The 24,447-nt window shown below is 72.7% G+C and carries 22 protein-coding genes and 1 pseudogene; 17 read left to right on the top strand and 6 right to left on the bottom strand.

Going from position 1 to position 24,447, the window contains the following annotated elements:
* The first annotated feature begins 53 nt into the window (after positions 1–53).
* Together mshD and K4G22_RS11985 are read left to right on the top strand one after the other, a co-directional pair.
* Positions 54–950: a mycothiol synthase gene (gene mshD, locus K4G22_RS11990; RefSeq protein ID WP_228080015.1), complete on the top strand. Its 897-nt coding sequence runs from the start codon at positions 54–56 to the stop codon at positions 948–950.
* A gap of 1,686 nt (positions 951–2,636) precedes the next feature.
* Positions 2,637–3,545, top strand: coding sequence for a PHP domain-containing protein (locus tag K4G22_RS11985; RefSeq protein ID WP_228080014.1), 909 nt, complete (start codon positions 2,637–2,639; stop codon positions 3,543–3,545).
* A gap of 4 nt (positions 3,546–3,549) precedes the next feature.
* Here K4G22_RS11985 and K4G22_RS11980 read toward each other — a convergent pair whose 3' ends face one another.
* Positions 3,550–4,020: an RrF2 family transcriptional regulator gene (locus K4G22_RS11980; RefSeq protein ID WP_228084060.1), complete on the bottom strand. Its 471-nt coding sequence runs from the start codon at positions 4,018–4,020 to the stop codon at positions 3,550–3,552.
* Between the two features lie 163 nt (positions 4,021–4,183).
* Here K4G22_RS11980 and K4G22_RS11975 point away from each other — a divergent pair, with 163 nt between their 5' ends.
* From K4G22_RS11975 to K4G22_RS11960, 4 genes and pseudogenes are all read left to right on the top strand, one after another.
* Positions 4,184–4,921: an SDR family oxidoreductase gene (locus tag K4G22_RS11975; RefSeq protein ID WP_228080012.1), complete on the top strand. Its 738-nt coding sequence runs from the start codon at positions 4,184–4,186 to the stop codon at positions 4,919–4,921.
* Between the two features lie 65 nt (positions 4,922–4,986).
* Positions 4,987–5,133, top strand: a pseudogene (locus K4G22_RS11970) (helix-turn-helix domain-containing protein); the annotation flags it as partial.
* 159 nt (positions 5,134–5,292) lie between these two features.
* Positions 5,293–7,512: an RNA degradosome polyphosphate kinase gene (locus K4G22_RS11965; protein ID WP_425336794.1), complete on the top strand. Its 2,220-nt coding sequence runs from the start codon at positions 5,293–5,295 to the stop codon at positions 7,510–7,512.
* On the top strand, positions 7,496–7,933 hold the full coding sequence (locus K4G22_RS11960; protein WP_228080010.1) for an NUDIX hydrolase: 438 nt from the start codon (positions 7,496–7,498) through the stop codon (positions 7,931–7,933). The genes K4G22_RS11965 and K4G22_RS11960 overlap by 17 nt, the downstream gene beginning before the upstream one ends.
* A gap of 324 nt (positions 7,934–8,257) precedes the next feature.
* On the opposite strand, the gene K4G22_RS11955 is transcribed toward K4G22_RS11960, so the two are convergent.
* Positions 8,258–9,040, bottom strand: coding sequence for a class I SAM-dependent methyltransferase (locus K4G22_RS11955; protein WP_228080008.1), 783 nt, complete (start codon positions 9,038–9,040; stop codon positions 8,258–8,260).
* 118 nt (positions 9,041–9,158) lie between these two features.
* On the opposite strand from K4G22_RS11955, the gene mshA reads away from it, so the two are divergent.
* Entirely contained in the window at positions 9,159–10,418 is a 1,260-nt protein-coding gene (mshA, locus tag K4G22_RS11950) for a D-inositol-3-phosphate glycosyltransferase (protein ID WP_228084058.1), read from the top strand.
* A complete protein-coding gene (locus K4G22_RS11945) occupies positions 10,411–10,962 on the top strand; it encodes a type III secretion system chaperone family protein (protein ID WP_228080006.1) in 552 nt (183 codons plus the stop codon). The genes mshA and K4G22_RS11945 overlap by 8 nt, the downstream gene beginning before the upstream one ends.
* 19 nt (positions 10,963–10,981) lie before the next feature.
* Here the strand turns inward: K4G22_RS11945 and K4G22_RS11940 are convergent, their stop codons facing one another.
* Positions 10,982–13,678: a SpoIIE family protein phosphatase gene (locus tag K4G22_RS11940; protein ID WP_228080003.1), complete on the bottom strand. Its 2,697-nt coding sequence runs from the start codon at positions 13,676–13,678 to the stop codon at positions 10,982–10,984.
* Between the two features lie 71 nt (positions 13,679–13,749).
* On the opposite strand from K4G22_RS11940, the gene K4G22_RS11935 reads away from it, so the two are divergent.
* Entirely contained in the window at positions 13,750–14,508 is a 759-nt protein-coding gene (locus tag K4G22_RS11935; protein WP_228080000.1) for a phosphoglyceromutase, read from the top strand.
* Between the two features lie 163 nt (positions 14,509–14,671).
* Here K4G22_RS11935 and K4G22_RS11930 read toward each other — a convergent pair whose 3' ends face one another.
* The gene (locus K4G22_RS11930; protein ID WP_228079997.1) at positions 14,672–14,851 is read right to left on the bottom strand and encodes a hypothetical protein; all 180 of its coding nucleotides are present in this window, start codon (positions 14,849–14,851) and stop codon (positions 14,672–14,674) included.
* Positions 14,852–15,006: 155 nt separating this feature from the next.
* Complete coding sequence (gene phoU / locus K4G22_RS11925; RefSeq protein WP_228079995.1) at positions 15,007–15,681, bottom strand: phosphate signaling complex protein PhoU; 675 nt, start codon at positions 15,679–15,681, stop codon at positions 15,007–15,009.
* A 176-nt stretch (positions 15,682–15,857) separates the two neighbouring features.
* On the opposite strand from phoU, the gene phoR reads away from it, so the two are divergent.
* Both phoR and phoP read left to right on the top strand, forming a co-directional pair.
* The gene (phoR, locus tag K4G22_RS11920; protein WP_228079993.1) at positions 15,858–17,180 is read left to right on the top strand and encodes a two-component system sensor histidine kinase PhoR; all 1,323 of its coding nucleotides are present in this window, start codon (positions 15,858–15,860) and stop codon (positions 17,178–17,180) included.
* Between the two features lie 5 nt (positions 17,181–17,185).
* A complete protein-coding gene (gene phoP, locus K4G22_RS11915; protein WP_483414803.1) occupies positions 17,186–17,857 on the top strand; it encodes a two-component system response regulator PhoP in 672 nt (223 codons plus the stop codon).
* Positions 17,858–17,941: 84 nt separating this feature from the next.
* Here the strand turns inward: phoP and K4G22_RS11910 are convergent, their stop codons facing one another.
* Positions 17,942–18,694, bottom strand: coding sequence for a DUF461 domain-containing protein (locus K4G22_RS11910; protein ID WP_228079991.1), 753 nt, complete (start codon positions 18,692–18,694; stop codon positions 17,942–17,944).
* Between the two features lie 423 nt (positions 18,695–19,117).
* On the opposite strand from K4G22_RS11910, the gene K4G22_RS11905 reads away from it, so the two are divergent.
* The 6 genes from K4G22_RS11905 (at position 19,118) to rlmB (ending at position 24,404) form a co-directional block, all read left to right on the top strand.
* Entirely contained in the window at positions 19,118–19,600 is a 483-nt protein-coding gene (locus K4G22_RS11905; RefSeq protein WP_228079989.1) for a CarD family transcriptional regulator, read from the top strand.
* Between the two features lie 481 nt (positions 19,601–20,081).
* Positions 20,082–20,843, top strand: a complete 762-nt coding sequence (gene ispD, locus K4G22_RS11900; protein ID WP_228079987.1) for a 2-C-methyl-D-erythritol 4-phosphate cytidylyltransferase — start codon at positions 20,082–20,084, stop codon at positions 20,841–20,843.
* Positions 20,833–21,366, top strand: coding sequence for a 2-C-methyl-D-erythritol 2,4-cyclodiphosphate synthase (gene ispF / locus K4G22_RS11895; protein ID WP_228079985.1), 534 nt, complete (start codon positions 20,833–20,835; stop codon positions 21,364–21,366). The genes ispD and ispF overlap by 11 nt, the downstream gene beginning before the upstream one ends.
* 141 nt (positions 21,367–21,507) lie before the next feature.
* Positions 21,508–21,918 (top strand): PPOX class F420-dependent oxidoreductase, encoded by a 411-nt coding sequence (locus K4G22_RS11890; protein WP_228079984.1) that lies wholly within the window; start codon positions 21,508–21,510, stop codon positions 21,916–21,918.
* A gap of 104 nt (positions 21,919–22,022) precedes the next feature.
* Positions 22,023–23,411: a cysteine--tRNA ligase gene (gene cysS, locus K4G22_RS11885; protein WP_228079982.1), complete on the top strand. Its 1,389-nt coding sequence runs from the start codon at positions 22,023–22,025 to the stop codon at positions 23,409–23,411.
* A gap of 45 nt (positions 23,412–23,456) precedes the next feature.
* Positions 23,457–24,404: a 23S rRNA (guanosine(2251)-2'-O)-methyltransferase RlmB gene (gene rlmB / locus K4G22_RS11880; RefSeq protein WP_228079980.1), complete on the top strand. Its 948-nt coding sequence runs from the start codon at positions 23,457–23,459 to the stop codon at positions 24,402–24,404.
* The last annotated feature ends 43 nt before the right edge of the window (positions 24,405–24,447 follow it).

Here is a 24,447-nt window from a genome sequence, read left to right as displayed (position 1 = left end):
TGTAACAACGGAGTGAAAGGAAAACCGCGTCCGGGGGGCATAGGGTCGCGGGTATGAGTGAGGTCGTGGTGCTGGACGAGGTGTCCGCGGATGAACAGGCCCTGGTGGAACGGCTGATCGAGGCGGCGGCCCGGGTGGACGGCCAGCCGGCCGTCTCCGAGCAGGGCCGGCTGCTGCTGCGCGGCGGCCCCCGCGAGGGCGTCCGCCATCTGCTGCTCAACCGGGGCGGCGAACTGCTCGGCTACGCGCAGTTGGACGGCACGGATCCGGTGGAGCCGCCGTCGAGCGAACTGGTGGTGCACCCCGAACACCGGGGCAACCGCCATGGGATGCGGCTCGGCCAGGCGCTGTTGACCGAGTCCGGGCAGCGGCTGCGCCTCTGGGCGCACGGCGCGCATCCGCCCGCACGCCGGCTCGCGCGCCGGCTCGGGCTGGCCGAGTTCCGCGAACTGCGCCAGCTGCGGCGCCCGTTGACGGACCTGGTGCTGCCGGAGCCGACGCTGGCCCCGGGCATCACCGTCCGCGCGTTCGTCCCCGGCGGGGACGACGCGGCCTGGCTGCGCCTCAACGCCGCCGCCTTCGCGCACCACCCCGAGCAGGGGTCGCTCACCCAGCGGGACCTCGACGCGCGCGCGGCCGAGCCGTGGTTCGACCCGGCCGGCTTCTTCCTGGCCGAACGCGAGGGCGAACTCCTGGGCTTCCACTGGACCAAGGTGCACGCCGCCGAGGGCCTCGGCGAGGTCTATGTGCTGGGCGTCGCCCCCGACGCCCAGGGCCTCGGCCTCGGCCGCGCCCTCACCACCATCGGCCTGCGCCACCTCGCGGACGAACGCGGCCTCGCCACCGCGATGCTCTACGTCGACGCGGACAACACGGCGGCGGTCCGCGTCTACGAGTCCCTGGGCTTCACCACGTACGAGACGGACCTGATGTACCGCACCGAAACGTAGCCGGAACCCGGCTGCCCTCGGCCACCACCCCCGTCCCGCCGGGCCCGCCGGGCGGGCCGGGCAGCGGCGCTGGCGCGCTGGCCCTCCGGCCGGGCCGGGCGGCGGCGCTGGCGCGCCGGGGCTGCCGGCCTGGCGGCCGGGGGCGCCCGCCCTCCCGGGCAGGGTCTGGGGGCGCCCGCCCTCCCGGGCGGGGGGCGGGGGCTGCGGGCCCAGGGCTGCCGGCCTGGCGGCCGGGGTGCCCCCGGGCCGGGGGTGGGAGCGTCCGCTTCCGGCGGGGGATGCCGCGTGCCGGGCCTTGCGGGGTCAGGGCTGCCGGCCTGGCGGCCGGGGTGCCCTTCCGGCGGGGGATGCCGCGTGTCGGCAGCGGCGCTGGCGTGCCCGCCCTGGGCTGCCGGCCTGGCGGCCGGGGCGCCCTGTGGGGGGTTGGTTTTGGGGTCGGTGTCGGCGGATTGGTTGGTTGTGGCGTGGTGGTCCGGCCCGGGGTGGCCGGGGGAGGCCGCGCGGCGGCCCGCCGGGCGGGCCGGGCAGCGGCGCTGGCGCGCGGGGGCTGCGGGCCTGGCGGCCGGGGTGCCCGCTTTGAGTGGGGGACGTGTCGGCCCGCCGGTCCGGGCAGCGGCGCTGGCGCGCCGGGGCTGCCGGCCTGGCGGCCGGGGCGCCCTGCGGGGGGTTGGTTTTGGGGTCGGTGTCGGCGGATTGGTTGGTTGTGGCGTGGTGGTCCGGCCCGGGATGGCCGGGGGAGGCCGCGCGGCGGCCCGCCGGGCGGGCCGGGCAGCGGCGCTGGCGCGCCGGGGCTGCGGGCCTGGCGGCCGGGGGCGCCCGGTCTCCCGGGGCGGGGGCGGGGGTTGCGGGCCCAGGGCTGCCGGCCTGGCGGCCGGGGGCGCCCGCCCTGCCGGGCCGGGGTCAGGGCTGCCGGCCTGAGGCTGCCGGCCTGCCGGCCTGGCGGCCGGGGTGCCCCCGGGCCGGGGGTGGGAGCGTCCGCTTCCGGCGGGGGATGCCGCGTGCCGGGCCTTGCGGGGTCAGGGCTGCCGGCCTGGCGGCCGGGGGCGCCCGCCCTCCCGGGCGGCGGCGCTGGGGCTGCCGGGCTGGGGGCCTGGGCGCTCTGTGGGGGGTTGGTTCTTGGGGTGGGCGCCGGCGGGTTGTGGTGTGGTGGTCTTGCCTGGTTCGGCTTGGCGGCCGGGTGGGGGGCTGGTCGTGGTCGGTCGTCCCGGCCGGGGGTGCCCGCCATCGGTGGGGGGCGCCGCGCTGGGTTGCCGGCCTGGCGGGTGCAGGTGCGGGCCTCGTCTTCGGCTGGGCTGGGCCGAGTGCGGCGTGAACGGGTTGGCGGTCGGGGGAGTGTTGGCAACTGGGCGGGCCGGCCCTGCTGTTGGCCGCCCCGGCCTTGGGCTTGGTGGACCTGAGCGGCCCGCCGGGCCGGGCGGCGGCGCTGGCGCGCCGGGGCTGCCGGCCTGGCGGCCGGGGGCGCCCGCCCTCCCGGGGCGGGCGGCGGTGTTGGTGGGCCGGGCTTGGGGGTGGGGCCGTCTGGACGTTGGGGGAGGTGGGTCCGACAACGGGTCGGTCCGGTCGGGGGGTTGGCCGTGTCGGCAGAGGCCGTGACGGGCGCGTCGTCGCCCTGCCCCGGTGGTGGTGGTTGGCGGGCGGGTGGTTGCTCGTGGGGGTTACCGTGTGTGTGGCTGAGAGGGGGCGCGCGTGGTGGAGTCGCCGTTCGGGCGGGCTGGGAGGTTCTGGCGGGGGAATCTGCACGCGCACTCGGATCGGTCCGATGGCGCGCTGTCGCCCCGTGAGGTGGTTGGGCGCTATCGGGAGGCCGGGTACGACTTCGTCGCCGTCACCGACCACTTCCGCGCTCGGCACGGGTTTCCGCTCACCGACACGCGGTCGTTCCGCACCCCGGAGTTCACCACCCTGCTCGGTGCCGAACTGCACCCGCCGCGCACCGAGTTCGCCAGTGAGTGGCATCTTCTCGCCGTGGGGCTGCCCCTGGACTTCCGGCCGCCCGAGCCGGACGAGGACGGCCCCGGGCTCGCGCGCCGGGCGCGCGCCGCCGGCGCGTTCGTCGGCCTCGCGCACCCCGCGGCGTCGCTGCTCACCGCCGCCGACGCGGCCACCGTGGACGCGGCCCATGCCGTCGAGGTGTACAACGCGCTCTCCGCGCGCGAAGACCGGGGCGACAGCTGGCATCTGACCGATGTTCTCCTCAACCGCGGTCACCGGCTCGGCGCCTTCGCCGCCGACGACGCGCACTTCCAGCCCCAGGATCCGCCGGCCTGCGCGGCCTGGGTGTGGGTTCGTGCGGAGTCCCGCACCCCCGAGGCGCTGTCGGCGGCCCTCAAGGCCGGCCACTACTACGCGAGCACGGGGCCCGAGTTGCACGATGTCCGTCTCAGCGAGGGGTGGTTGACGGTGCGCTGCTCCCCGGTGCGGAAGATCGTGATCAGCGGCGGGGTGCCGGGGGCGATCGTCCAGCGGGGCGAGGCGCTCACCGAGTGGCGCGCGCCGGTGGCGATGTTCCGCGACCGGCACTTCCGTGTCACCGTCGAGGACGCGGCCGGCCGCCGCGCCTGGAGCAACCCGCTCCTACCGGGCCAGTACACCTAGCTAGCTAGCCGGCGGTCAGCCACCCGCTGATGCGGGACATCGCGCGGGGGCCGTGGTCCGTGCCGACGTCGCGGACGAGGTCGGCGATGGTGACGGCGCGCAGCGCGTCGCGCCAGGCCGCGTCGGCCGTGTGCATGGCGCGGGCGATCGCGCAGGGCGCGGCGCAGGACTCGGGCGGGGTGGCCAGCGGGCCGCGCTGGCGGATCTCGGTGCAGACGAAGGCCGGGGCCGCGCCGTCCACCGCCTCCACCACGTCGAGCACCGTGATCGCCGTGGGCGCACGCGTGAGCGTGTAGCCGCCCGCCTTGCCCTGCACCGATCGCACCAACCCGGCGCGGGAGAGCGCCTGGAGCTGTTTGGCCAGATAGCTGGGCGAGACATCGTGCAGCTCGGCCAGTCGGGTCGCCGGGACCGGCTCCGCGACCGAGGTGAGGACCACGCAGCAGTGCAGCGCCCACTCGACCCCGCCGGACATCTTCACCCGGTCACTCTAACCAGGCGGTTGACCACCGGCGGGGTACTCGGACAGTTGGTGTCCGAGTATCGTCTCGGACGAAACGTGTCCGAGTTGACGGGCGCGGTGTCGCCGCTGGGGCATATTGCCCTATAGGGGCACATTCCACTCCGAAGGGCATGCCATGAAGATCGCAGTCATCGGCGGTACCGGTCTGATCGGGTCGCAGGTCGTCGAGATCCTGAACAGCGCCGGGCACGAGGCGGTGCCGCACTCGCAGTCCACCGGCGCCGACGTCATCAGCGGCGCGGGTCTTGACGCCGCGGTCGCCGGCGCCGATGTCGTCGTCAACCTGACGAACTCGCCGACCTTCGACGCGGCCTCCCCCGCGTTCTTCCGGACCTCGATGGAGCAGTTGCTGGAGGCGGCGCGCAAGGCCGGCGTCGGGCACTTCGTCATCCTCTCCATCGTCGGCGTCGACCAGGTGCCCGAGCTGGACTACTACCGGGCCAAGACGCTCCAGGAGGAGGATCTTGAGGCCGGGGGTATCCCCTACTCGATCGTCCGGGCGACGCAGTTCATGGAGTTCGTCGACGCGGTGCTGTCCTGGACCGCCGACGACGACACCGTCCGGCTGCCCGCCACGCCGATCCAGCCGATCGCCGCCGGGGACGTGGCCCAGTCGGTGGCCGACGTCGCCGCCGGGGCGCCGTTGAACGGCGTGCGGCATGTCGCGGGGCCCGAGGTCTTCCCGCTGGACGAGCTGGGGCGGATCACCCTGGCGCACGCGTCCGACGGCCGCACCGTCGTCACCGATCCCGCCGCCGGAATGTTCGGCGCCGTCCAGGGCGATGTCCTCACCAACACCAACGCCCAACTCGCGCCCACCCGTTACTCCGACTGGCTGGCGCGCCGGGGCTGACCCCGCGCGCGGTTCCGGACCGCCGCGGGTGGGGCGTTCAGGAGTTGCGGGGTACATTCCGAGACATGAGTGGTGGTGACCGGCGCGAACGGTACCTCTCGGAGGAGGAACGGCTGCGCCTCGCGCGCGCCGTGCTGCGAAACGGGTGGTCGATGCGTCGTGCGGCGGCCGAGTACGGCGTCTCGCCGCGCACCGTCAAGCGCTGGGCCGCCCACTACCGCGAGGATCCGCGCGTCACCCCCACCGCCACCCCCACTCGTCACCCACGCGTTGTGTCCCGTTCGCCCGGATGGCGGGAGAATGGTGGCATGAGCCCAGCGCGTAACGGTCAGTCGGCCCGAGTGGACGCCGAGGAACGAGCCCCCGACCCGATCGGCGCGCCGAGCGATCGCGCGCCGAGCGATCGCGCGCCGGGCGACACGGCGTTGGGCGACGGTCAGATGGGGGACCGGGCGATGTTGGCGGCGCTCGACGCCGAGATCGCGCCGGGGGGCGACGCCGCCGCCCAGGACACCGCTTTCCCGCCCCTCCCAGAGGATCGTTTCCTCGATCGGGAGCGCAGCTGGCTGGCGTTCAACGAGCGGGTCCTGGAGCTGGCCGAGGACCCGGCCACCCCGCTGCTCGAACGGGCCAACTTTCTGAGCATCTTCGCCAGCAACCTCGACGAGTTCTTCATGGTGCGGGTCGCCGGCCTCAAACGGCGGATCGCCACCGGCGTCGCCACCCGCTCGCTGACCGGCCGCCCGCCGGGCGAGGTGCTGGAGGACATCTGGTCCGTCGCCAGGGAGCAGCTCGCCCGGCAGGCCACCTGCTACCAGCGGGAGGTCAACCCGCTCCTGGCCGAGCAGGGCATCCACCTGCTGCGCTGGCCCGACCTCGCCGAACACGAACAGACCACGCTCTTCTCGCTGTTCCGCAAGCGGATATTCCCCGTCCTCACCCCGCTGGCCGTCGACCCGGCGCACCCGTTCCCCTACATATCCGGGCTCTCCCTCAACCTCGCCGTGGTCGTCCGCAACCCGGCCACCGGCCACCGGCACTTCGCCAGGGTGAAGGTGCCGCCGCTGCTCTCCCGCTTCCTTGAGGTCTCCCCCCGGCGCTTCGTGCCTGTCGAGGATGTGATCGCGGCCCACCTGGAGGAACTGTTTCCAGGCATGGTGGTCCTCGCCCACCATGTCTTCCGGGTCACCCGCAACGAGGACCTGGAGGTGGAGGAGGACGACACCGAGAACCTCATCCAGGCGCTGGAGAAGGAACTGCTGCGCCGCCGCTTCGGCCCGCCCGTCCGTCTTGAGGTGGAGGAGTCCATCGACTCCGAGGTGCTCGACCTCCTGGTCCGCGAGCTGAAGATCCGCCGCGAGGAGGTCATCGCCGTCCCCGGGCCGCTGGACCTGACGGGGCTGCACTCCATCGCCGGGATCGACCGCCCCGAGCTGAAGTACCCCAAGTTCGTCGCCGGCACCCACCGCGACCTGGCCGAGGTCGAGTCCGCCTCGGCGCCCGACATATTCGCCGCGCTGCGCACCCGTGACGTGCTGCTGCACCACCCCTACGACTCGTTCTCCACCTCCGTGCAGGCGTTCCTCGAACAGGCGGCGGCCGACCCCGACGTGCTGGCGATCAAGCAGACGCTGTACCGGACGTCGGGTGACTCGCCCATCGTCGACGCGCTGATCGACGCGGCCGAGTCCGGCAAGCAGGTGCTGGTCCTGGTCGAGATCAAGGCCCGCTTCGACGAGCACGCCAACATCAAGTGGGCGCGCAAGCTGGAGGAGTCCGGCTGTCATGTGGTCTACGGCCTGGTCGGCCTCAAGACGCACTGCAAGCTCTCCCTCGTCGTCCGCCAGGAGGGCGAGGACCTGCGCCGCTACGCCCATGTCGGCACCGGCAACTACCACCCCAAGACCGCCAGGGTCTACGAGGACCTCGGCCTGCTCACGGCCGACCCGGACGTCGGCGCCGATCTCTCCGACCTCTTCAACCGGCTCTCCGGCTACTCCCGCAGGGAGCACTACCGCCGGCTGCTGGTCGCGCCGCGCTCGCTCCGCGAGGGGCTGGTCTCCCGGATCGGCCGCGAGATCGAGCACCACCGGGCCGGCCGGCCGGCGTGGGTCAGGTTCAAGTCCAACTCGATCGTGGACGAGGCGGTGATCGACGCGCTCTACCGCGCCTCGCAGGCCGGCGTCCCCGTCGACATCTGGGTGCGCGGCATCTGCGCGCTCCGCCCCGGGGTGCCCGGCCTCTCCGAGAACGTCAGGGTGCGCAGCGTGCTGGGCCGCTTCCTGGAACACTCCCGGGTCTACGCGTTCGCCGCCGGCGGCGAGGCGGAGGTGTGGCTCGGCAGCGCCGACCTGATGCACCGCAACCTGGACCGCCGGATCGAGGTGCTGGTCCGCGTCACCGACCCGGCCCACCGTTCCACCCTCACCCGGCTGCTGGCCGCCGGCACCTCCGACACCACCGAGTCCTGGCATCTCGACTCGGAAGGCCACTGGCGGCGACACGCCACCGACGAGGACGGCCAACCACTGCGGCGCGTTCAGGAAATGCTCATCGAGGCACGGAGGAAGCGGCGTGGCACGTCGAGTTGACGGGGGCGCGACGGGGGCTTCGGTGATCCTGGCGGCGGGGTGCGTCCTCTGGCGCGAGGGCCCCGCTGGCGGCGTCGAGGTCGCGCTGATACACCGGCCGAAGTACGACGACTGGTCCCATCCCAAGGGCAAGCTCGACGCCGGCGAGAGCGCGGCGGCGGCGGCCCGCCGCGAGGTGTTCGAGGAGACGGGGATGCGCTGCGAGCTGGGCGCTCCGCTGGCCAGCCAGCGGTATGTGGTGCCCGAGGGGTTCAAACAGGTCAGCTACTGGCTGGCGCGGGCCACGGGGGGAACGTTCACCCCCAACGACGAGGTGGACGCCCTCCGCTGGCTCCCCACCCCCGACGCCGCCCCCCACCTCACCCACCCCCAGGACCGCGCCCTCCTCACCCAGGCGACCACCCTGCTGCCCAGGCCCTGACCCCCCGCGTCGGCCTGCGGCCGGCTGTCGCGGTACGCGCTGGCGCGCGGTTGCCGCCTGCCGCCTGGCGGCGGGCATACGGGCCAGGTCCGGGCCACCCGGCGGGCCGGCGTCGGCCTGCGGCTGGGTTTTGCGGCGCGGCTGCCGTCTGCCGGCGGGAGCGATCGGCCCGCGGCCGGGCCGGCGTCTGCTCCCGGTCGGCTGTCGCGGGAGGCGCTGGCGCGCGGTTGCCGCCTGGCGGCAGGCATGTGGGCCAGGTTCGGGCCACCGGCTTTCGCCCGGCCGAAAGCCGCTTCCGTGGCCGGGGTGGGGTCTGGTGTGTGGTCAGGGGGCGAGGGTGGGCCAGGGGAGGGTGATTTCGCCCTGGCGCCAGCGGTGCGGGGTGTCGGTGACGGGCCAGTCCGTGGTGAGGGCGTGGACGGCGTGCAGCCATCGTTGGCGCGCGCCCAGCGGAGCGTACGGCGCGGCGGCTGCCCACGCGTGGTCGAAGTCGCGCAGGAAAGCGTGCACCGGCTGGCCGGGAACGTTGTGGTGGATCAGCGCCTTGGGCAGGCGTTCGGCCAGGTCGGACGGTGTGCGCAGGGAGCCGAGCCGCGCGGCGAACGTCACGGTGCGGGGGCCCTCGGGCCCCAGCGCCACCCACACCTGGCGCCGGCCGATCTCGTCGCAGGTGCCCTCGACCAGCAGGCCGTCGGGGGCCAGCCGGCCCCGGAGGCGCGCCCAGACGGCCGGCACCTGTTCCTCGTCGTACTGGCGGAGCACGTTCGCCGCGCGGATCAGCAGCGGGCGTTCGCCGCCCGGCAGCGGCAGCTCGAAGCCGCCCCTGACGAAGTCGAGGCCGGGCTCGGCCCACCGCTGGGCCGCCGTCACCCGGTCCTGGTCGATCTCCACGCCCGTCACCCGAATGTCGGACCGCACCCGGCGCAGTCGGTGCAGCAGTTCGACGGCCGTCCAGGGCGCCGCGCCGTAGCCGAGGTCGACGGCGAGCGGCCCCGGGCCGCCCGGCGCCCGCCGCAGCGCCGGTCCCTGCACGGCGGCGATCCAGCGGTCCATCCGCCGCAGCCGGTTGGGGTTGGTCGTCCCCCTGGTCACAAACCCCTCCACCATGCGCCGGAGCGTAACGCCTCCCGGCGGGAACAGGGCGGGGCGTCGGATGGTTGTAATCGCGGTAGCCCGCCCCGCTCGCCGTTGAGGAGACGTTGTGCCGCACATCCGCCGGGTAGCGATGCTCAGTGTGCACACCTCGCCGCTGCACCAGCCGGGTACCGGCGACGCGGGTGGGATGAACGTGTACATCGTGGAGTTGGCGAAGCAACTGGCCCAGTTGGGTACCGAGGTGGAGATCTTCACCCGGGCGACCACCGGCGGTCTCGACCCGTGTGTGGAGCTGGCGCCCGGCGTGTGGGTGCGGCATATCGACGCGGGTCCCTACGAGGGGCTGAGCAAGGAGGAGCTGCCCGCGCAGCTGTGCGCGTTCACCCATGGCGTGACCCAGGTCTGGGCGGCCAGGGCCCCCGGCTACTTCGACGTGGTGCACTCGCACTACTGGCTGTCCGGGCACGTCGGCTGGCTGGCGGCCGAGCGGTGGGGGGTGCCGCTGGTGCACGCGATGCACACCATGGCGCGGGTGAAGAACGCCGCGCTGGCCACCGGCGACGCCCCCGAGCCGCTCGCGCGGGAGATCGGCGAGGCGCAGATCGTGCGGGCCGCCGACTGGCTGATCGCCAACACCGAGGCGGAGGCCGGCGATCTCGTGCGCCACTACGACGCCGATCCCGAGCGCACGGCCGTGGCGCATCCCGGGGTCAACCTCGACGTGTTCCGGCGCGGCGACGGCCGGCCGGCCGCCCGCCGGCGGCTGGGGCTGCCGGAGGAAGCCGTGGTGCTGCTCTTCGCCGGCCGGATCCAGCCGCTGAAGGGGCCCGACATCCTGCTCCAGGCGGTCCGTGAACTGCTGGACGCCGACCCGTCGTTGCGCGGCCGGCTGGTGGTGCCGGTGGTCGGCGGGCCCAGCGGTTCGGGCCTGGCCAGGCCGGAGCGGCTACAGAAGCTCGCCGCCCGGCTCGGCATCGCCGATCTGGTGTGGTTCCGGCCGCCGCTGGCGCAGGAGCGGCTCGCCGACTGGTACCGCGCGGCGAGCGTGCTGGTGATGCCCTCGTACAGCGAGTCGTTCGGCCTGGTGGCGGTGGAGGCCCAGGCGTGTGGCACCCCGGTGGTCGCGGCCTCCGTCGGCGGGCTGCCGCTGGTGGTGCGGGACGGGGAGACGGGGTTCCTGATCGACGGGCACGATCCGGCCGCCTACGCCGTCGCGTTGCGCCGCTTCTGCGAGCGGCCGGCGCTCACCGACTCGCTCGGCGCAGCGGCGGAGCGGCACGCGGAGCGGTTCGGCTGGGCGGCGACGGCGGGCAGCACGTCGCGGGTGTATGAGCGGGCCGTTGACGAGCGCCGCTTCGCCCGCTCGGGCCTACGATCGGCCCATGGCTGACTCCGCTGACCCCGCCGGGCCGACGCCCGCCGACGCCCCGTTCACCGAGGCCACCGAGATTCTTGAGGCCGCGCTGCGTGACTCGGGCGCCGAGTGGGAGTCGCCAGGACCCGGGCACTACGTGGTGTCGCTGCCGGGCAGCCGCAAGCTCTCCACCACCTGCTCCCTGGTCGTCGGGCGGCACGCGCTCTCCGTCAACGCGTTCGTGATCCGGCGCCCCGACGAGAACCACGCCGAGGTGCACCGCTGGCTGCTGGAACGCAACACCCGCCTCTACGGCGTGGCCTACGCCGTCGACCGCCTCGGGGACGTCTATCTCACGGGCCGGCTGCCGCTGGCGGTGGTCACGGCGGACGAGATCGACCGGCTGCTCGGTGTCGTGCTGGAGAACGCCGACGGCCCGTTCAACACGCTGCTTGAGCTGGGCTTCGCCGGCGCCATCAGGCGCGAGTACGAGTGGCGGGTGTCGCGGGGCGAGTCGACCCGCAACCTCGACGCGTTCCACCGGCTCACCCGCCCGTCCGAGGGCGAGGAGCAGCGCTGACCTCGGCCGTGGCGCACGGTCACCGCCGGCCGGGGAGCCGCTGTTCCGCCCAGATCACCTTGCCGCCCCTGGCGTGCCGGGTGCCCCAGCGGGTGGCGTACTGGGAGACGACGAAGAGCCCCCGGCCGAACTCGTCGGTCATCGACGCGTTCCGCATCTGCGGCGAGGTGCCGCTGTTGTCGGACACCTCACAGATCAACGAGCGGTCCCGCAGCAGCCGCACCCTGACCGGGCCCGAGCCGTGCCGGATCGCGTTGGTGACGAGTTCGGTGACGATCAGCTCGGTGACCTGCGAGGACTCCTCAAGGCCCCAGGCCGCCATGGTCTCCCTGGCGCGGGCGCGCGCCGCCGGCACCGAGGCGTAGGAGAGCGGCACCTCCCAGTCGACGACCTGGTCGGGGGCGAGCCGCGCGGTGCGGGCGATCAGCAGCGCCACATCGTCCGTCGGGCGTTCCGGCAGCATCGCCGCCAGCACCGCGTCGCAGGCGTCCCCCGGGTCCCTCGGCGCCTCGGCCATGGCGTCGGCGAGCAGCGCGAGTCCCTCGTCGATGTCCCGGTGCCTGGACTCCACCAGGCCGTCCGTGTAGAGCGCCAGCCGGCTGCCCTCTGGCAGCCACAGGGTGACCGTCTCGAACGGCATGACGCTCACCCCGAGCGGCGGATGCGCCGGCAGGTCGGGGAACTCCGTCGAGCCGTCGGGCCTGACCACCACCGGCGGCAGATGCCCGGCCCTGCCCATCACACAGCGGCCGTCGACCGGGTCGTAGATGGCGATCAGGAAGGTCGCGCCGGTGATCGGCCCGGTGATGCCGAGGCCACCGCTCTCGTCGCGGTCGGTCCGCTCCGCCAACTCGTCGAGCCGGCCCAGCAGATCCTCCGCCATCAGATCGAGCGCCGCGAAGTTGTGCACCGCGGTACGCAGCAGGCCCATGGTGACGGCCGCGTGCAGACCGTGCCCCACCACGTCGCCGACCACCAGCGCCACCCGGGCGCCGGAGAGCGGGATCACGTCGAAGAAGTCGCCGCCGACCCCGGCCTGTGCCGGCAGATAGCGGTAGTCGGCGCGCACCGCCGACTGGTCGGGCACCGCGGTCGGCAGCAGGCTGCGCTGGAGCGCCTCCGTCATGTCGTGCTCGCGGGTGTAGCGGCGCGCGTTGTCGACGGCGACGGCGGTGCGCGCGGCCAGCTCCTCGGCCAGCGACAGATCGTCCATGTCGAACGCGTCCGCCCGGCCCCGGCCGCGCCAGAACTGGGCGATGCCCGCCACCACGCCCCTGGCCAGCAGCGGCGCCGAGACCAGCGAGTGCAGGCCGTGGGCGAGCACCACCCGCCCATGCTCCTCGTCGTCCCCGCGCCACCAGCCGCTCTCGTCCAGATCACCCGTCAACACCGCCCGGCCGGAGAGGAGTTCACGCTCCTGCGGGGTATCGGGCTCCAGCCGGAACGCGGTGCCGACGGGGTGCAGCGGCTGCCCCTCCGCGCTGCCGCCGATCGCGGCGCGCCGCAGCCGGCCCTCGGAGCCGCGCGCCTCCTCGCCCTGGAGCACCGCGTGCGAAAGGTCGACGGTGACCAGATCGGCGAACTCGGGGACCGCCACCTCGGCCAGCTCCTCGGCGGTGCGGCCCACGTCCAGCGTGGTGCCGATGGCGACGCTCGCCCGGTAGAGCAGCGAGAGCCGCCGCTGGGCGGCCTCGGTCTGGTCGTTGAGCGCGCGCATCTCGGTGGTGTCCCGCAGCGTGGTGACGGTGCCAGGACGGGCACCGCCCTCGTCGATCAGCCGGTGGTTGACGGTGATCAGCCGGTCGGCCCAGAGATGGACCTCGTCGGTGACCTCCCGGTCGGAGGCCAGCAGCGCCACCGTGCGGCGGTCGAGGCCCAACTCCTCGACGGGCCGCCCCGCGGCGTCGGTCGGCAGGTCGAGCAGCCGCTCCGCCTCCTCGTTGACCAGGGTGAGCCGACGGTGTTCGTCCAGGATCAGCACGCCCTCACGGACCGCGTGCAGCACCGCGTCATGATGTTCGTACATGCGGGTGATCTCGGTCGGCCCGAGGCCCCGGGTCTGGCGCAGCAGCCGCCGGCTGACCAGCGCGGTGCCGCCGGTCACCAGCCCCACGGCGCCCGCCGCCGCGCCCACCACGATCGGCAGCTCGTCCGACAGCAGCAGGTTGATGGTCCGCACGGTGACGCCGGCGCAGATCATCCCGACGATCTCGCCGTCGTCGTCCCGGACCGGGACGGTCGCCTGGTGCAGCGGACCGAGGGTGCCCTCCACCGACTCGGTGACGACCTCGCCCTCCCGCACCGGATCGAGCGTGCCGATGAACTCCTTGCCGATCCTGTCCTTCTTTGGATGGGTGTAGCGGATTCCCTTCATGTTCAGAACCACGATGAAGTCGAGATCGGATGCCTTTCTGGCCGCTTCGGTATGCGGTTGCAGCTCCGCCGTGGGGTCGTCGGACGCGAGCGCCTCGACGAGCCCCGGCGCGTTGGCGAACGCCTCGGCGGCGGCGACGCTGCGGTCGAAGGCCCCGTCCGTCTTCTCCCGACGGGACTGGAACATCAGCGTGGTCACGGCGGTGGCGGCCAGCAGCAGCACGATGGCCAGCTGGATCATGAACATCTGGCCGACCACACTGCGCCCGCTCAGCACCGAGCCCGACAGCCGATCGCGCAGCCGGCGCGGCAGCCTGGGGCGGAAGAAGGGAAATGCACGCATTGCCTTACTTTGCACCACGGTGAGTTCGGGGGCCGGACATCCCGCCGGACGGCCTCGTCTACGCTCGACACATGGCCGACGCACCGTACAAGCTGATTCTGCTCCGCCATGGCGAGAGCGAGTGGAACGCGAAGAACCTCTTCACCGGGTGGGTGGACGTCAACCTCACCGAGAAGGGCGAGAAGGAGGCGGTCCGCGGCGGCGAGCTGCTGAAGGACGCCGGGCTGCTGCCCGACGTGCTGCACACCTCACTGCTCAAGCGGGCCATCCGCACCGCCAACCTGGCGCTGGACGCGGCGGACCGCGCCTGGCTCCCGGTGCACCGGGCCTGGCGCCTCAACGAGCGGCACTACGGCGCGCTCCAGGGCAAGGACAAGGCCGCCACGCTCGCCGAGTTCGGCGAGGAGCAGTTCACGAAGTGGCGCCGCTCCTACGACACCCCGCCGCCCGAACTGGCCGACGGCGCCGAGTGGTCGCAGAGCGACGACCCGCGCTACGCCGGCATCCCCAGCGAGCTGCGTCCGCGCACCGAGTGCCTCAAGGACGTCGTCGAGCGGATGCTGCCGTACTGGTACGACGCCATCGTGCCGGATCTGAACGCCGGCCGCACCGTGCTGGTCACGGCGCACGGCAACAGCCTGCGCGCCCTGGTCAAGCACCTGGACGGGGTCTCGGACGAGGCCATCGTGGGCCTCAACATCCCCACCGGCATCCCGCTCCTCTACGAGCTGGACGCCGACTACCAGCCGGTGACCCCCGGCGGTCGCTACCTCGACCCGGAAGCCGCTAAGGCGGCCATCGAGGCCGTGGCGAACCAGGGCAAGAAATAGGGCGGGGAACAGCCGCCGGAGCGGCCCCCTCGCCTTCGCCCAACTCGGCCAGCCGGCCCAGGAGATGATCGGCGGCACCGAGTGCCGGGCCAGCGAGGGCCCGCCGACCGCGCCCGGCCGCCCGGCGAGCCAGCTCGCCGGGCGGCCGGAGCGGTCTCCCGGGTCAGCCGCAGCCGCCGCCACACTGGCAGCTGGACCCCGACTGGCAGCCGCAGGAGCAGCCGGAGCCGCAGCCGCAGGCGCCCAACAGCGGTAACGAGCGCCGCGCGCCCGGAGCCGGCACGGTCGGCTCGATTGGCTTGATCGATCCGGCCGGGCCGGATGAGGTCGGTGAGGCAGCCATGGGTGGAATCCCCTCCTCGGTGGTGTGTCCCCCTCATTGGATGTCCGCGCCACCCGGGAGCGTCAACCGCGCGTGACAAGCGCGCGGGGGCGAGGAACACGCGCCCCCGGGCGCACACCACCCCGGCCCCAGGCGCGTCGCCTCAGGCCGTCGCCTCAGGCCGTCGCCTCCGGCTCCGGCGTGAACTCGTCCGCGTGCTCCCCGGTCACCAGGAACACCATCCGCTGCGCGATGGACACCGCGTGGTCGGCGAACCGCTCGTAGTACCGGCCCAGCAGCGTCACATCCACCGCCGTCTCGATGCCGTGGTTCCACCGGTCGTCCAGCAGGTGACTGAAAAGCGTGCGGTGCAACGAGTCCATCTCGTCGTCGTCCTGCTCCAGCTGCATCGCCAGGTCCACGTCCTTGGTGAGCAGCACCTCGGTCGCCTTGGCCATCAGCCGCTGCGCCAGCTGCCCCATCTCCAGGATGGTCGCCGACAGATCGCGCGGCACCGCCGAGTCGGGGAAGCGCAGCCGCGCCACCTTGGCCACATGCTGGGCCAGATCCCCGCAGCGCTCCAGATCCGCGCTCATCCGCAGGCTGGTCACCACGATCCGCAGATCCGTGGCCACCGGCTGCTGCCGCGCGAGCAGCGCGATCGCCGCGTTCTCCAGGTCGCGCTGCATCTCGTCGACCTTGTCGTCGCCCTCGATCACGTTCTCCGCCAACCTCAGGTCGGCGTCCAACATGGCCGTGGTCGCCCGCCCTATGGCAGACCCGACGAACCGCGCCATCTCGACCAGATTGTCGCTGATCGCATCCAATTCCTCGTGATACGCGTCACGCATGACTGTCCTTCCTCACCCGACACAAAGGTCCACGTCCCAAGCTCTGTCCGGAAAGCAGCCGTTTCCGCCCCGTCAAGTGAACCATCGCTGTCGCCAAGGTGAACTCTCACAGGCGTGTGGACGAGCATCTTCGGTCACCCCTGTGGCACCCGGCCCACCGCGCATAACCTGAGGATATGGACGTGAACGCGGCGGTGGCCGCAGTGGCGGCGGTGGCCGGGGTGTGCACCGGCGTCATCGCCATGCTGGCCTTCCGGCTCAGCGAGCGCGAACGCACGCGTCCCCTCCGCAACCCCCAGCAGACCGAGCAGAACCTGCCACCCGGCGTGGACACCGTCCTCTCCGTGCTGCGCTCCTCGGCCGTCGTCCTCGACGAGAGCGACGCGGTCCTCAAGGCCAGCTCGGCGGCGTACGCGCTCGGCCTCGTCAGAGGCGGCCGGCTGGCCGTCGAACCGATGCTCAAGATGGCCAGGGACACCCGCAGGGACGGCGAGATCCGTCAGCTGGAGCTCGACCTCCCGCGCCGCAACCGCCCGGGACGCACCGACCTCCTCGCCGTCTCGGCGCGCTCCGCGCCGCTCGGCGCCCGCCTGGTGCTGCTGCTGGTCGAGGACCTCACGGAGGCCCGCAGGATCGAGGCGGTCCGCCGCGACTTCGTGGCCAACGTCAGCCACGAGCTGAAGACCCCGGCCGGCGCCCTCTCGCTGCTCTCCGAGGCCGTGCTGGACGCGGCCGAGGACCCGGAGGCCGTCACCCGCTTCGCCGGCCGGATGCAGAACGAGGCCACCCGCCTCACCAACCTCATCCAGGAGCTGATCGACCTCTCCCGGGTGCAGGACAACGACATGCTCAGCCAGGCCGAGCTGGTCTCGGTCGACGAGCTGGTCACCGAGGCCATCGACCGCTGCCGCCAACAGGCCGACGGCAAACAGATCACCATCGCCTCCGGCGGCACCGCCGACCTCTCCGTCTGGGGCAACAGGGGCCAACTGGCCGCCGCCCTGGGCAACCTGGTCGAGAACGCCGTCAACTACAGCCCGCCGCACACCCGGGTCGCCATCGCCGGCTCCCGGGCCAGCGGCCCCGGGCGGGGGCAGATCGAGATCGCCGTCACCGACCAGGGTCTCGGCATCCCGGAGACCGACCGCGAGCGCGTCTTCGAGCGCTTCTACCGCGTCGACCCGGCCCGCTCCCGGGCCACCGGCGGCACGGGCCTCGGCCTGGCCATCGTCAAACACGTCGCCGCCTCCCACGGCGGCGAGGTCCTGGTATGGAGCGCCGAGGGAGAGGGCTCCACGTTCACCCTGCGCCTGCCGGAGCCCGGCAGCGCCCGAGAACGCCATCTGGCCGTCCAGCGTGATCTGGACGGCCTGGGTGGCACCCTGCACGAACCCGCCGAGTTCCCCGAGTCGGACGATCCGGAGAACTCCGAGGCCGAACGGCCGGCGGGCGCCCACCCCACCCGCACCAACGAAACAGCCCGGGAGGTCCTCCCGTGACCCGAGTGCTCGTCGTCGAGGACGAGGAGTCGTTCAGCGACGCTCTGTCGTACATGCTCCGCAAGGAGGGCTTCGAGGTCGCCACGGCGGCCACGGGGCCCGAGGGGCTGGACGAGTTCGAGCGCAACGGCGCCGATCTGGTACTGCTCGACCTCATGCTGCCGGGTCTCCCCGGCACCGAGGTCTGCCGCCAGCTTCGGGGCCGATCCAACGTCCCGGTCATCATGGTGACCGCCAAGGACAGCGAAATCGACAAGGTGGTGGGCCTGGAAATAGGGGCTGACGACTATGTGACCAAGCCCTTCTCCTCACGCGAACTGGTGGCCCGCATCCGTGCGGTGCTGCGCCGCAGGGGCGAGTCCGAGGAGGAGAGCCCCGTCGCGCTTGAGGCGGGCCCGGTCCGGATGGACGTGGACCGGCATGTGGTCACCGTCGACGGCCGGAAGGTCGATCTGCCGCTCAAGGAGTTCGACCTGCTGGCCATGCTGCTGCGCAACGCCGGGCGGGTGCTCACCCGGATGCAGCTGATCGACCGCGTCTGGGGTGCCGACTACGTGGGCGACACCAAGACGCTGGACGTCCATGTGAAGCGGCTGCGCGCCAAGATCGAGCCCGATCCCGGCGCGCCGCGCTATCTGGTCACCGTGCGTGGGCTCGGCTACAAGTTCGAGCCGTAGGCCGGCCCGGCCGGCCGTAAAGCGGTGGGGCGCGTCGCCTTGGGCGACGCGCCCCACCGCTTTCCCGCGCGTGCGCGGGCGACGTCAGTCCTGCGCGGGGACGCCGTCCGCCGTGTCCTCGGGGTCCTCCGCGTTCTCGGGGTCTCCCGCGTCGGGCGGCGTGCCGTCGCCGGCGTCCTGCTCGTCGTTCCGCTGCTCGTTATCCGGGGTGTCCCCGGCGGCGCCGTCCCCTGGCTCCTCGCCGTCCTCGCCGTCCTCAGGAGTCCCGGCGTTCTCGTCGGGAACCCCCGGGAGCTCGGGGAGCTCGGGGAGCTCGGGCTCGACGGGGCGCGGTGCCCAGTCCTGGTAGTAGGCGAAGGCACCGGTGGCCGGGACCACGCGGGCGGAGAGGCTGACCTCGCCGGTCTCGCTCAACAGGAACACCAGATGCTGGGCGTTGCCGAGACGCACATCCGCCGCGACGGGATCGGCGATCACCGCCTCGGCGTTGCCCTCACCGCCCAGCGCGACCGAGCCACCCGCCGGCACCACCACCCGGGTCTCGTTCTCCGCGGGCAGCAGCTCGAAGGCGGTGCCCGAGCCCGGCAGCCCGACGGCCTCCAGCGTCTGGTCCTCGGTGCCCGAGTTGAAGAGGCTGGCGCTGATCCCGACCGGGCCGCCCTCCTCGGGCACGATGATGTTGACGCTCTGCACCTTGATGTCCTCCACCTGGGCGGAGGCGTTGTCGGGGCGGACGTTGCCGGTCTCCGCGTTGTGGCCGGCCCCGCAGGCCGTCAGCGCGAACAGCGGGAACGCGAAGAAAGCGGCGGCGACGCCGCGTCGAAGGCTGCTGCTCACGGCGGCGGCATCTCCTCGGACGGTCTAGGTGATCTACATCGGCCGCCTCAGGGTACCCAGCCCCTCTGACAGGCCCGCACCCGGGCCCGGGTGTGCGAAGTGAAATGGCGATCAAGAGGCTTTCCGTTGATCAATTCTTCGACTCTTCCGCATGCTGCGGGAAGGCATTCTGTCAACCATGACAAAACGGACACCTTTCCATCTTCGGGGGAACTTCTTTCTCTTCTTCGACGCGCCGGGGCGGGAAGTTCTTGCTTTGGCAAACCGGGCCCCCACCTGCGGATACCCGCCGCCGGAGGCTTCCCGAAGCACGCCACGGGCGCCCTTGTCAACCCCCGAGATGCGGCCTGACCTGCGGAAACGTCATTCAAAGGCGCGTCTCGCCGTGTTAGGATGGAGAGCCACGGAAGGGGTACCTGTCACATGACGTTCAAGGTTGGCGACACCGTGGTCTATCCCCATCACGGCGCCGCGCTGATCGAGGCTATTGAAACTCGCCAGATTAAAGGCGTGGACAAGACTTACCTGGTGCTGAAGGTCGCACAAGGCGATCTCGAAGTGCGTGTGCCGGCGGAAAACGCCGAACTCGTCGGAGTGCGCGACGTGGTTGGGCAGGACGGCTTGGAGCGGGTCTTCGAGGTGCTGCGCGCGCCGTATGCCGAGGAGCCGACCAACTGGTCCCGCCGCTACAAGGCCAATCTTGAGAAGCTGGCGTCCGGCGACGTCATCAAGGTCGCGGAGGTTGTGCGCGATCTGTGGCGCCGGGAGCGCGAGCGTGGTCTTTCCGCAGGTGAGAAGCGCATGCTCGCCAAGGCTCGGCAGATCCTGGTGAGCGAGCTGGCCCTGGCCGAGTCCACCAACGAGGACAAGGCCGAGTCCCTGCTGGATGAGGTTCTCGCTTCCTGAGGTTCGTTCGCGATCCCTCGGCGTCCGCCGCGCACCGTTGACACCTCCGTCCCCGCGTGTCCGCCGGCTCTCCGAGCTTCGCGAGCCTGTCTCGGCGCGCGTTCATTCGGCCCGGGAATACATCCACTGCGGTGCGCCGCGCGTGCCACGCGCGGTAATCCCCAGGGAGACAACGCGAGTTGCCCCGGCTGTTCCCGTCTCGGTCGCATGAGGTACCTGGCACGCGACCGATGAACGTGCGACAACATAACGTGCTACAGCGCCCGAAGGTATGCGATGCCACACCGGGCGCTGTGGCACGTCTGGAACCTGGCCGATCGGCCCGTGAACGCTGGGGCCACGGCGATCGACACCTCAGAAACGTGCCGGGCTTGGTCGGACTCTGTGCGACTGGTCTGTCACGGAAGGGCCAGTCATGTGCGCCCGGCACGCTCAGGCCATACCCATCACCCCACCGAGAACAAACCTGCACCGGTTATCAATGACTGACGTCACACCGTTCATCGAACAGCCGCCGCCCGCCCGCGCCGCCGCCGTCATTCCGGCCGCCGGGCTCGGCCTGCGGCTCGGCCCCGGCGCGCCCAAGGCGCTGCGCCCCCTGGGCGGCACGCCCATGCTGGTCCACGCCGTGCGCGCGATGGCCAGGGCCAGGGCGATCGCCCTGGTCGTGGTGGTCGCGCCCGCCGAACAGGTCGCCCTGGTCCGCTCGTTGCTCGACGAGCACCCACCGCCGCCGGCCGTCGAGCAGCTGGTGGTAGCCGGCGGCGCGACCCGGCAGGAGTCGGTGCGGCTCGGCCTCGCCGCGCTGCCCGAAGAGATAGAGGTGGTGTTGGTGCACGACGCGGCGCGCCCGCTCGTGCCGGTCGGCACGGTGGACGCGGTGGCCGCCGCGGTGCGGGCGGGCGCCCCCGCCGTGGTGCCCGCGCTCCCCGTCACCGACACCGTCAAGAGCGTCGCCGCCACGGCCGCCTCCGGGGATCCGGAGCCGGTGGTCGCCACGCCGGATCGGTCGCTGCTGCGCGCGGTGCAGACCCCGCAGGGGTTCGACCGGGCGACGCTGCTCGCCGCGCACCGCGCCAACACCGCGGACCAGGCCACCGACGACGCCGGGCTGGTCGAACAGCTCGGCGTGCCGGTCGTGTTGGTCCCGGGGCACGAGGAGGCGTTCAAGGTGACCCGCCCCCTGGATCTGCTGCTCGCCGAGGCCGTGCTCGCCCGCCGGAGGACCACCGATGACTTCTGAGCCCACCCCCGAGCCGACGGCGGCGCCTGCCGCGCTGCCCCTGGTCGGCATCGGCACCGATGTGCACGCCTTCGAGGCGGGCCGGGAGCTGTGGTGTGCCGGGCTGCTCTGGCCCGAGGCCGGCTTCGGTCTGGCCGGGCACTCGGACGGGGACGTCGCCGCGCACGCCGCCTGCGACGCGCTCTTCTCGGCGGCCGGGCTCGGCGATCTGGGCGCGCACTTCGGCACCGACCGGCCCGAGTGGGCGGGCGCCTCGGGCGTCGCGCTGCTCGGTGAGGCCGCGCGGGTCGTGCGGGCGGCCGGTTTCACCATCGGTAATGTGGCGATCCAGGTGATCGGTGTCCGGCCCAAGATCGGCACCCGGCGTGCGGAGGCGCAGCGCGCGCTCTCCGACGCGGTCGGCGCGCCGGTCGCGGTCTCGGGCACCACCACCGACGGGCTCGGTCTCACCGGTCGGGCCGAGGGCCTCGCCGCGCTCGCCACCGCCCTGGTGCTGCCGACGTCCGGCGCGGACCGCGGCTGAACGAGGGGCCCGCCCCGCCCGCCGTCCCGGGGTGCGAGGCACCGGCCGACGGGGTAGCCGTAACCGGACGACTCGAACACCCCGAACACCCCGAACGACTCTAACGACTCTAACGACTCTAACGACGAGGAAGGTGCCACCGTGGCAGTCGCGCTCCCGGAGAAGCTGAAGACGGTGCTGGACGGCAAGGTCTTCGTCACCATCGCCACCATCCAGCCGGACGGCAGCCCGCAGCTGTCGCCGGTGTGGGTCAGTCGCGACGGCGACGACGTGCTGATCTCCACCACGGTCGGCCGCCGCAAGGAGACCAACCTGCGACGCGACCCCCGGGTCACCGTGCAGGTGCTCGACCACGAGCGGCCCTACAACTACGCCGAGATCAGGGGCACCGCCGAGCTGACCACGGAGGGCGGCCAGGAGCTGATCGACGAGCTGTCGCTGAAGTACGTGGGCAAGCACTACGCCGAGTTCAACCCGGCCTCCGAGCAGGACGCCCCCCGGGTGGTCGTGCGGATCAGCGCCCGCAAGATCGTCGGTCAGGGGATCGTCTAGCTAGCTAGGCCCCGTCCCGTCGATCTTGGGCGAGGGCGCCCGGGGCCGAGGTGTGCCGCGCCAGGGGGGCGCGGCACACCGGTCACGCCTACTACTCTTGAGCCGTGAGCATTCGCCTGTATGACACCAGCACCCGGCAGATCCGTGACTTCAGCCCGCTCGTTCCCGGCTGTGTCTCGATCTACCTCTGTGGCGCTACCGTCCAGGCCGCGCCGCACATCGGCCACATCAGGTCCGGGCTGAACTTCGACATCATCCGACGCTGGTTCGCCTATCGCGGGTTCGATGTCACCTTCATCCGCAATGTGACCGATATCGACGACAAGATCATCGCCAAGAGCAACGAGTTCGGTCGCCCCTGGTGGGCCATCGGGTTCGAGAACGAGCGGGCCTTCGACGCGGCCTATGACGCCCTGGGCTGCCTGCCGCCCGACTACCAGCCGAGGGCCACCGGCCATATGCCGGAGATGATCGAGATGATGCGCACCCTGATCGGTCGTGGCCATGCCTATCCGGCCGATGGCAACGTCTATTTCGATGTGCGCAGCTTTCCCGACTATCTCCAGCTGTCCAACCAGGAGTTGGACCAGCTCCTCCAGCCGAGCGAGGGCGGGACCGGGAAACGCGACCCCCGTGACTTCGCGCTGTGGAAGGCCGCCAAGCCCGGTGAGCCCACCTGGGAGACGCCCTGGGGCCGTGGCCGCCCCGGCTGGCATCTGGAGTGCTCGGCCATGGCCCACAAGTACCTGGGCCGTGCCTTCGACATCCACGGCGGCGGGATCGACCTGGTCTTCCCGCACCACGAGAACGAGATCGCCCAGTCCCGCGCCTACGGCGACGCGTTCGCCACCTACTGGGTGCACAACGCCTGGGTCACCATCGACGGCGAGAAGATGAGCAAGTCGCTGGACAACTCGGTGCTGGTCGCCGACATGGTCCGGCAGTGGCGGCCCATCGTGCTCCGCTACTACCTGGGCACCCCGCACTACCGCTCCGCCGTCGACTACAGTCCCGGCGCCCTCAGGGAGGCGGAGGCCGCGTTCAACCGGATCGAGGGCTTCCTCCAGCGCGGCGTCGAGCAGGCCGGCGAGGTCGAGCCGGCCGCCGCGGTGCCCGACGACTTCGCCGCCGCCATGGACGAGGACTTCGGCGTGCCCCAGGCGCTGGCCGCCGTGCACACCACGGTGCGTCAGGGCAACGCGGCGCTCGCCGCCGGCGACAAGGAGTCGGTGACCGCGCTGCTCGGCCAGGTCCGTGCGATGCTGGGCGTGCTGGGCCTCGACCCGCTCGACCCCGCCTGGTCGGGCGCCGCCGAGCGCGGCGCCGAGCTGACCGGAGTGGTCGACACCCTGGTCGCCATCGTCCTCGGACAGCGCCAGGCGGCCAGGGAACGCAAGGACTACGGCACCGCCGACGCCATCAGGGACCAGCTCAAGGCTGCGGGACTGGTCATCGAGGACACCCCCAACGGCCCCCGCTGGGAGCTCGGCTGACCGCCGAGCCCACCCCAGCGCCCCAACAGAGAACACGAGACACCCATGCCAGGCAACAGCCCGCGCCCCAACCGTCGCACCAGTAACAAGAAGGGCCCGCAGATCGGCAGTGGTGGCCAGCGCCGGCGTGGCCTGCGCGGCAAGGGCCCAACGCCGCCGGCTGAGGCGCGCACCGGCCATGTCAAGAAGCGCGCCGCCGACGCCAAGGCCCGTCAGCAGGCCTCCCGTCAGGGCGGCCGGCGCGGCAAGTCGCCCGCCGAGATCGTGGTCGGCCGCAACCCGGTGCTTGAGGCGCTGCGGGCAGGCGTCCCGGCCAGCGCGCTCTATGTGCAGCAGTTCCTGGAGAGCGACGACCGGGTGACGGACGCCGTCAAGCTGGCCGTGGCCCGTGCCGACCTGCACCTCGTCGAGGCGGGCAAGCCCGAGCTCGACCGGCTCACCGCCGGGCTCAACCACCAGGGCCTGGTGCTCCAGGTGCCGCCCTACGAGTACGCGCACCCCGACGATCTGGTCGCCGCGGCGGCCGAGGCCGGCGACGATCCGCTGATCATGGTGCTGGACGGGGTCACCGACCCGCGCAACCTGGGTGCCGTGGTGCGCTCCACGGCCGCCTTCGGCGGGCACGGCGTGGTGGTCCCCGAGCGGCGCGCGGCCGGCATGACGGCCGGTGCCTGGAAGACCTCGGCCGGCACCGCGGCCACCACCCCGGTGGCCAGGGCCACCAACCTCACCCGCGCCCTCCAGGGCTACCAGCGGGCCGGGCTCACGGTGGTCGGTCTCGCGGCGGACGGGGACGCCGAGCTGGCGGATCTGGCGGCGCTGGACGGGCCGGTCGCGATCGTGGTGGGCAGCGAGGGCAAGGGGCTCTCCCGGCTGGTCGGCGAGACCTGCGACATCCGGGTGCGCATCCCGATGCCGGGCGGCGCCGAATCGCTGAACGCCGGCGTCGCCGCCGGCATCGTGCTCTACGCGGCGGCCACCCGCCGCGCCTGAGCTCCCGTCCGCAGGGGCGGCCGTCCACAGGGGCGTCCTTCGA

It is taken from the genome of Streptomyces profundus (assembly GCF_020740535.1).
Classification (GTDB): domain Bacteria; phylum Actinomycetota; class Actinomycetes; order Streptomycetales; family Streptomycetaceae; genus Streptomyces; species Streptomyces profundus.
The sequence above is the reverse complement of the archived record's forward strand: the minus strand, read 5'-3'. Positions and strand labels throughout refer to the sequence as shown.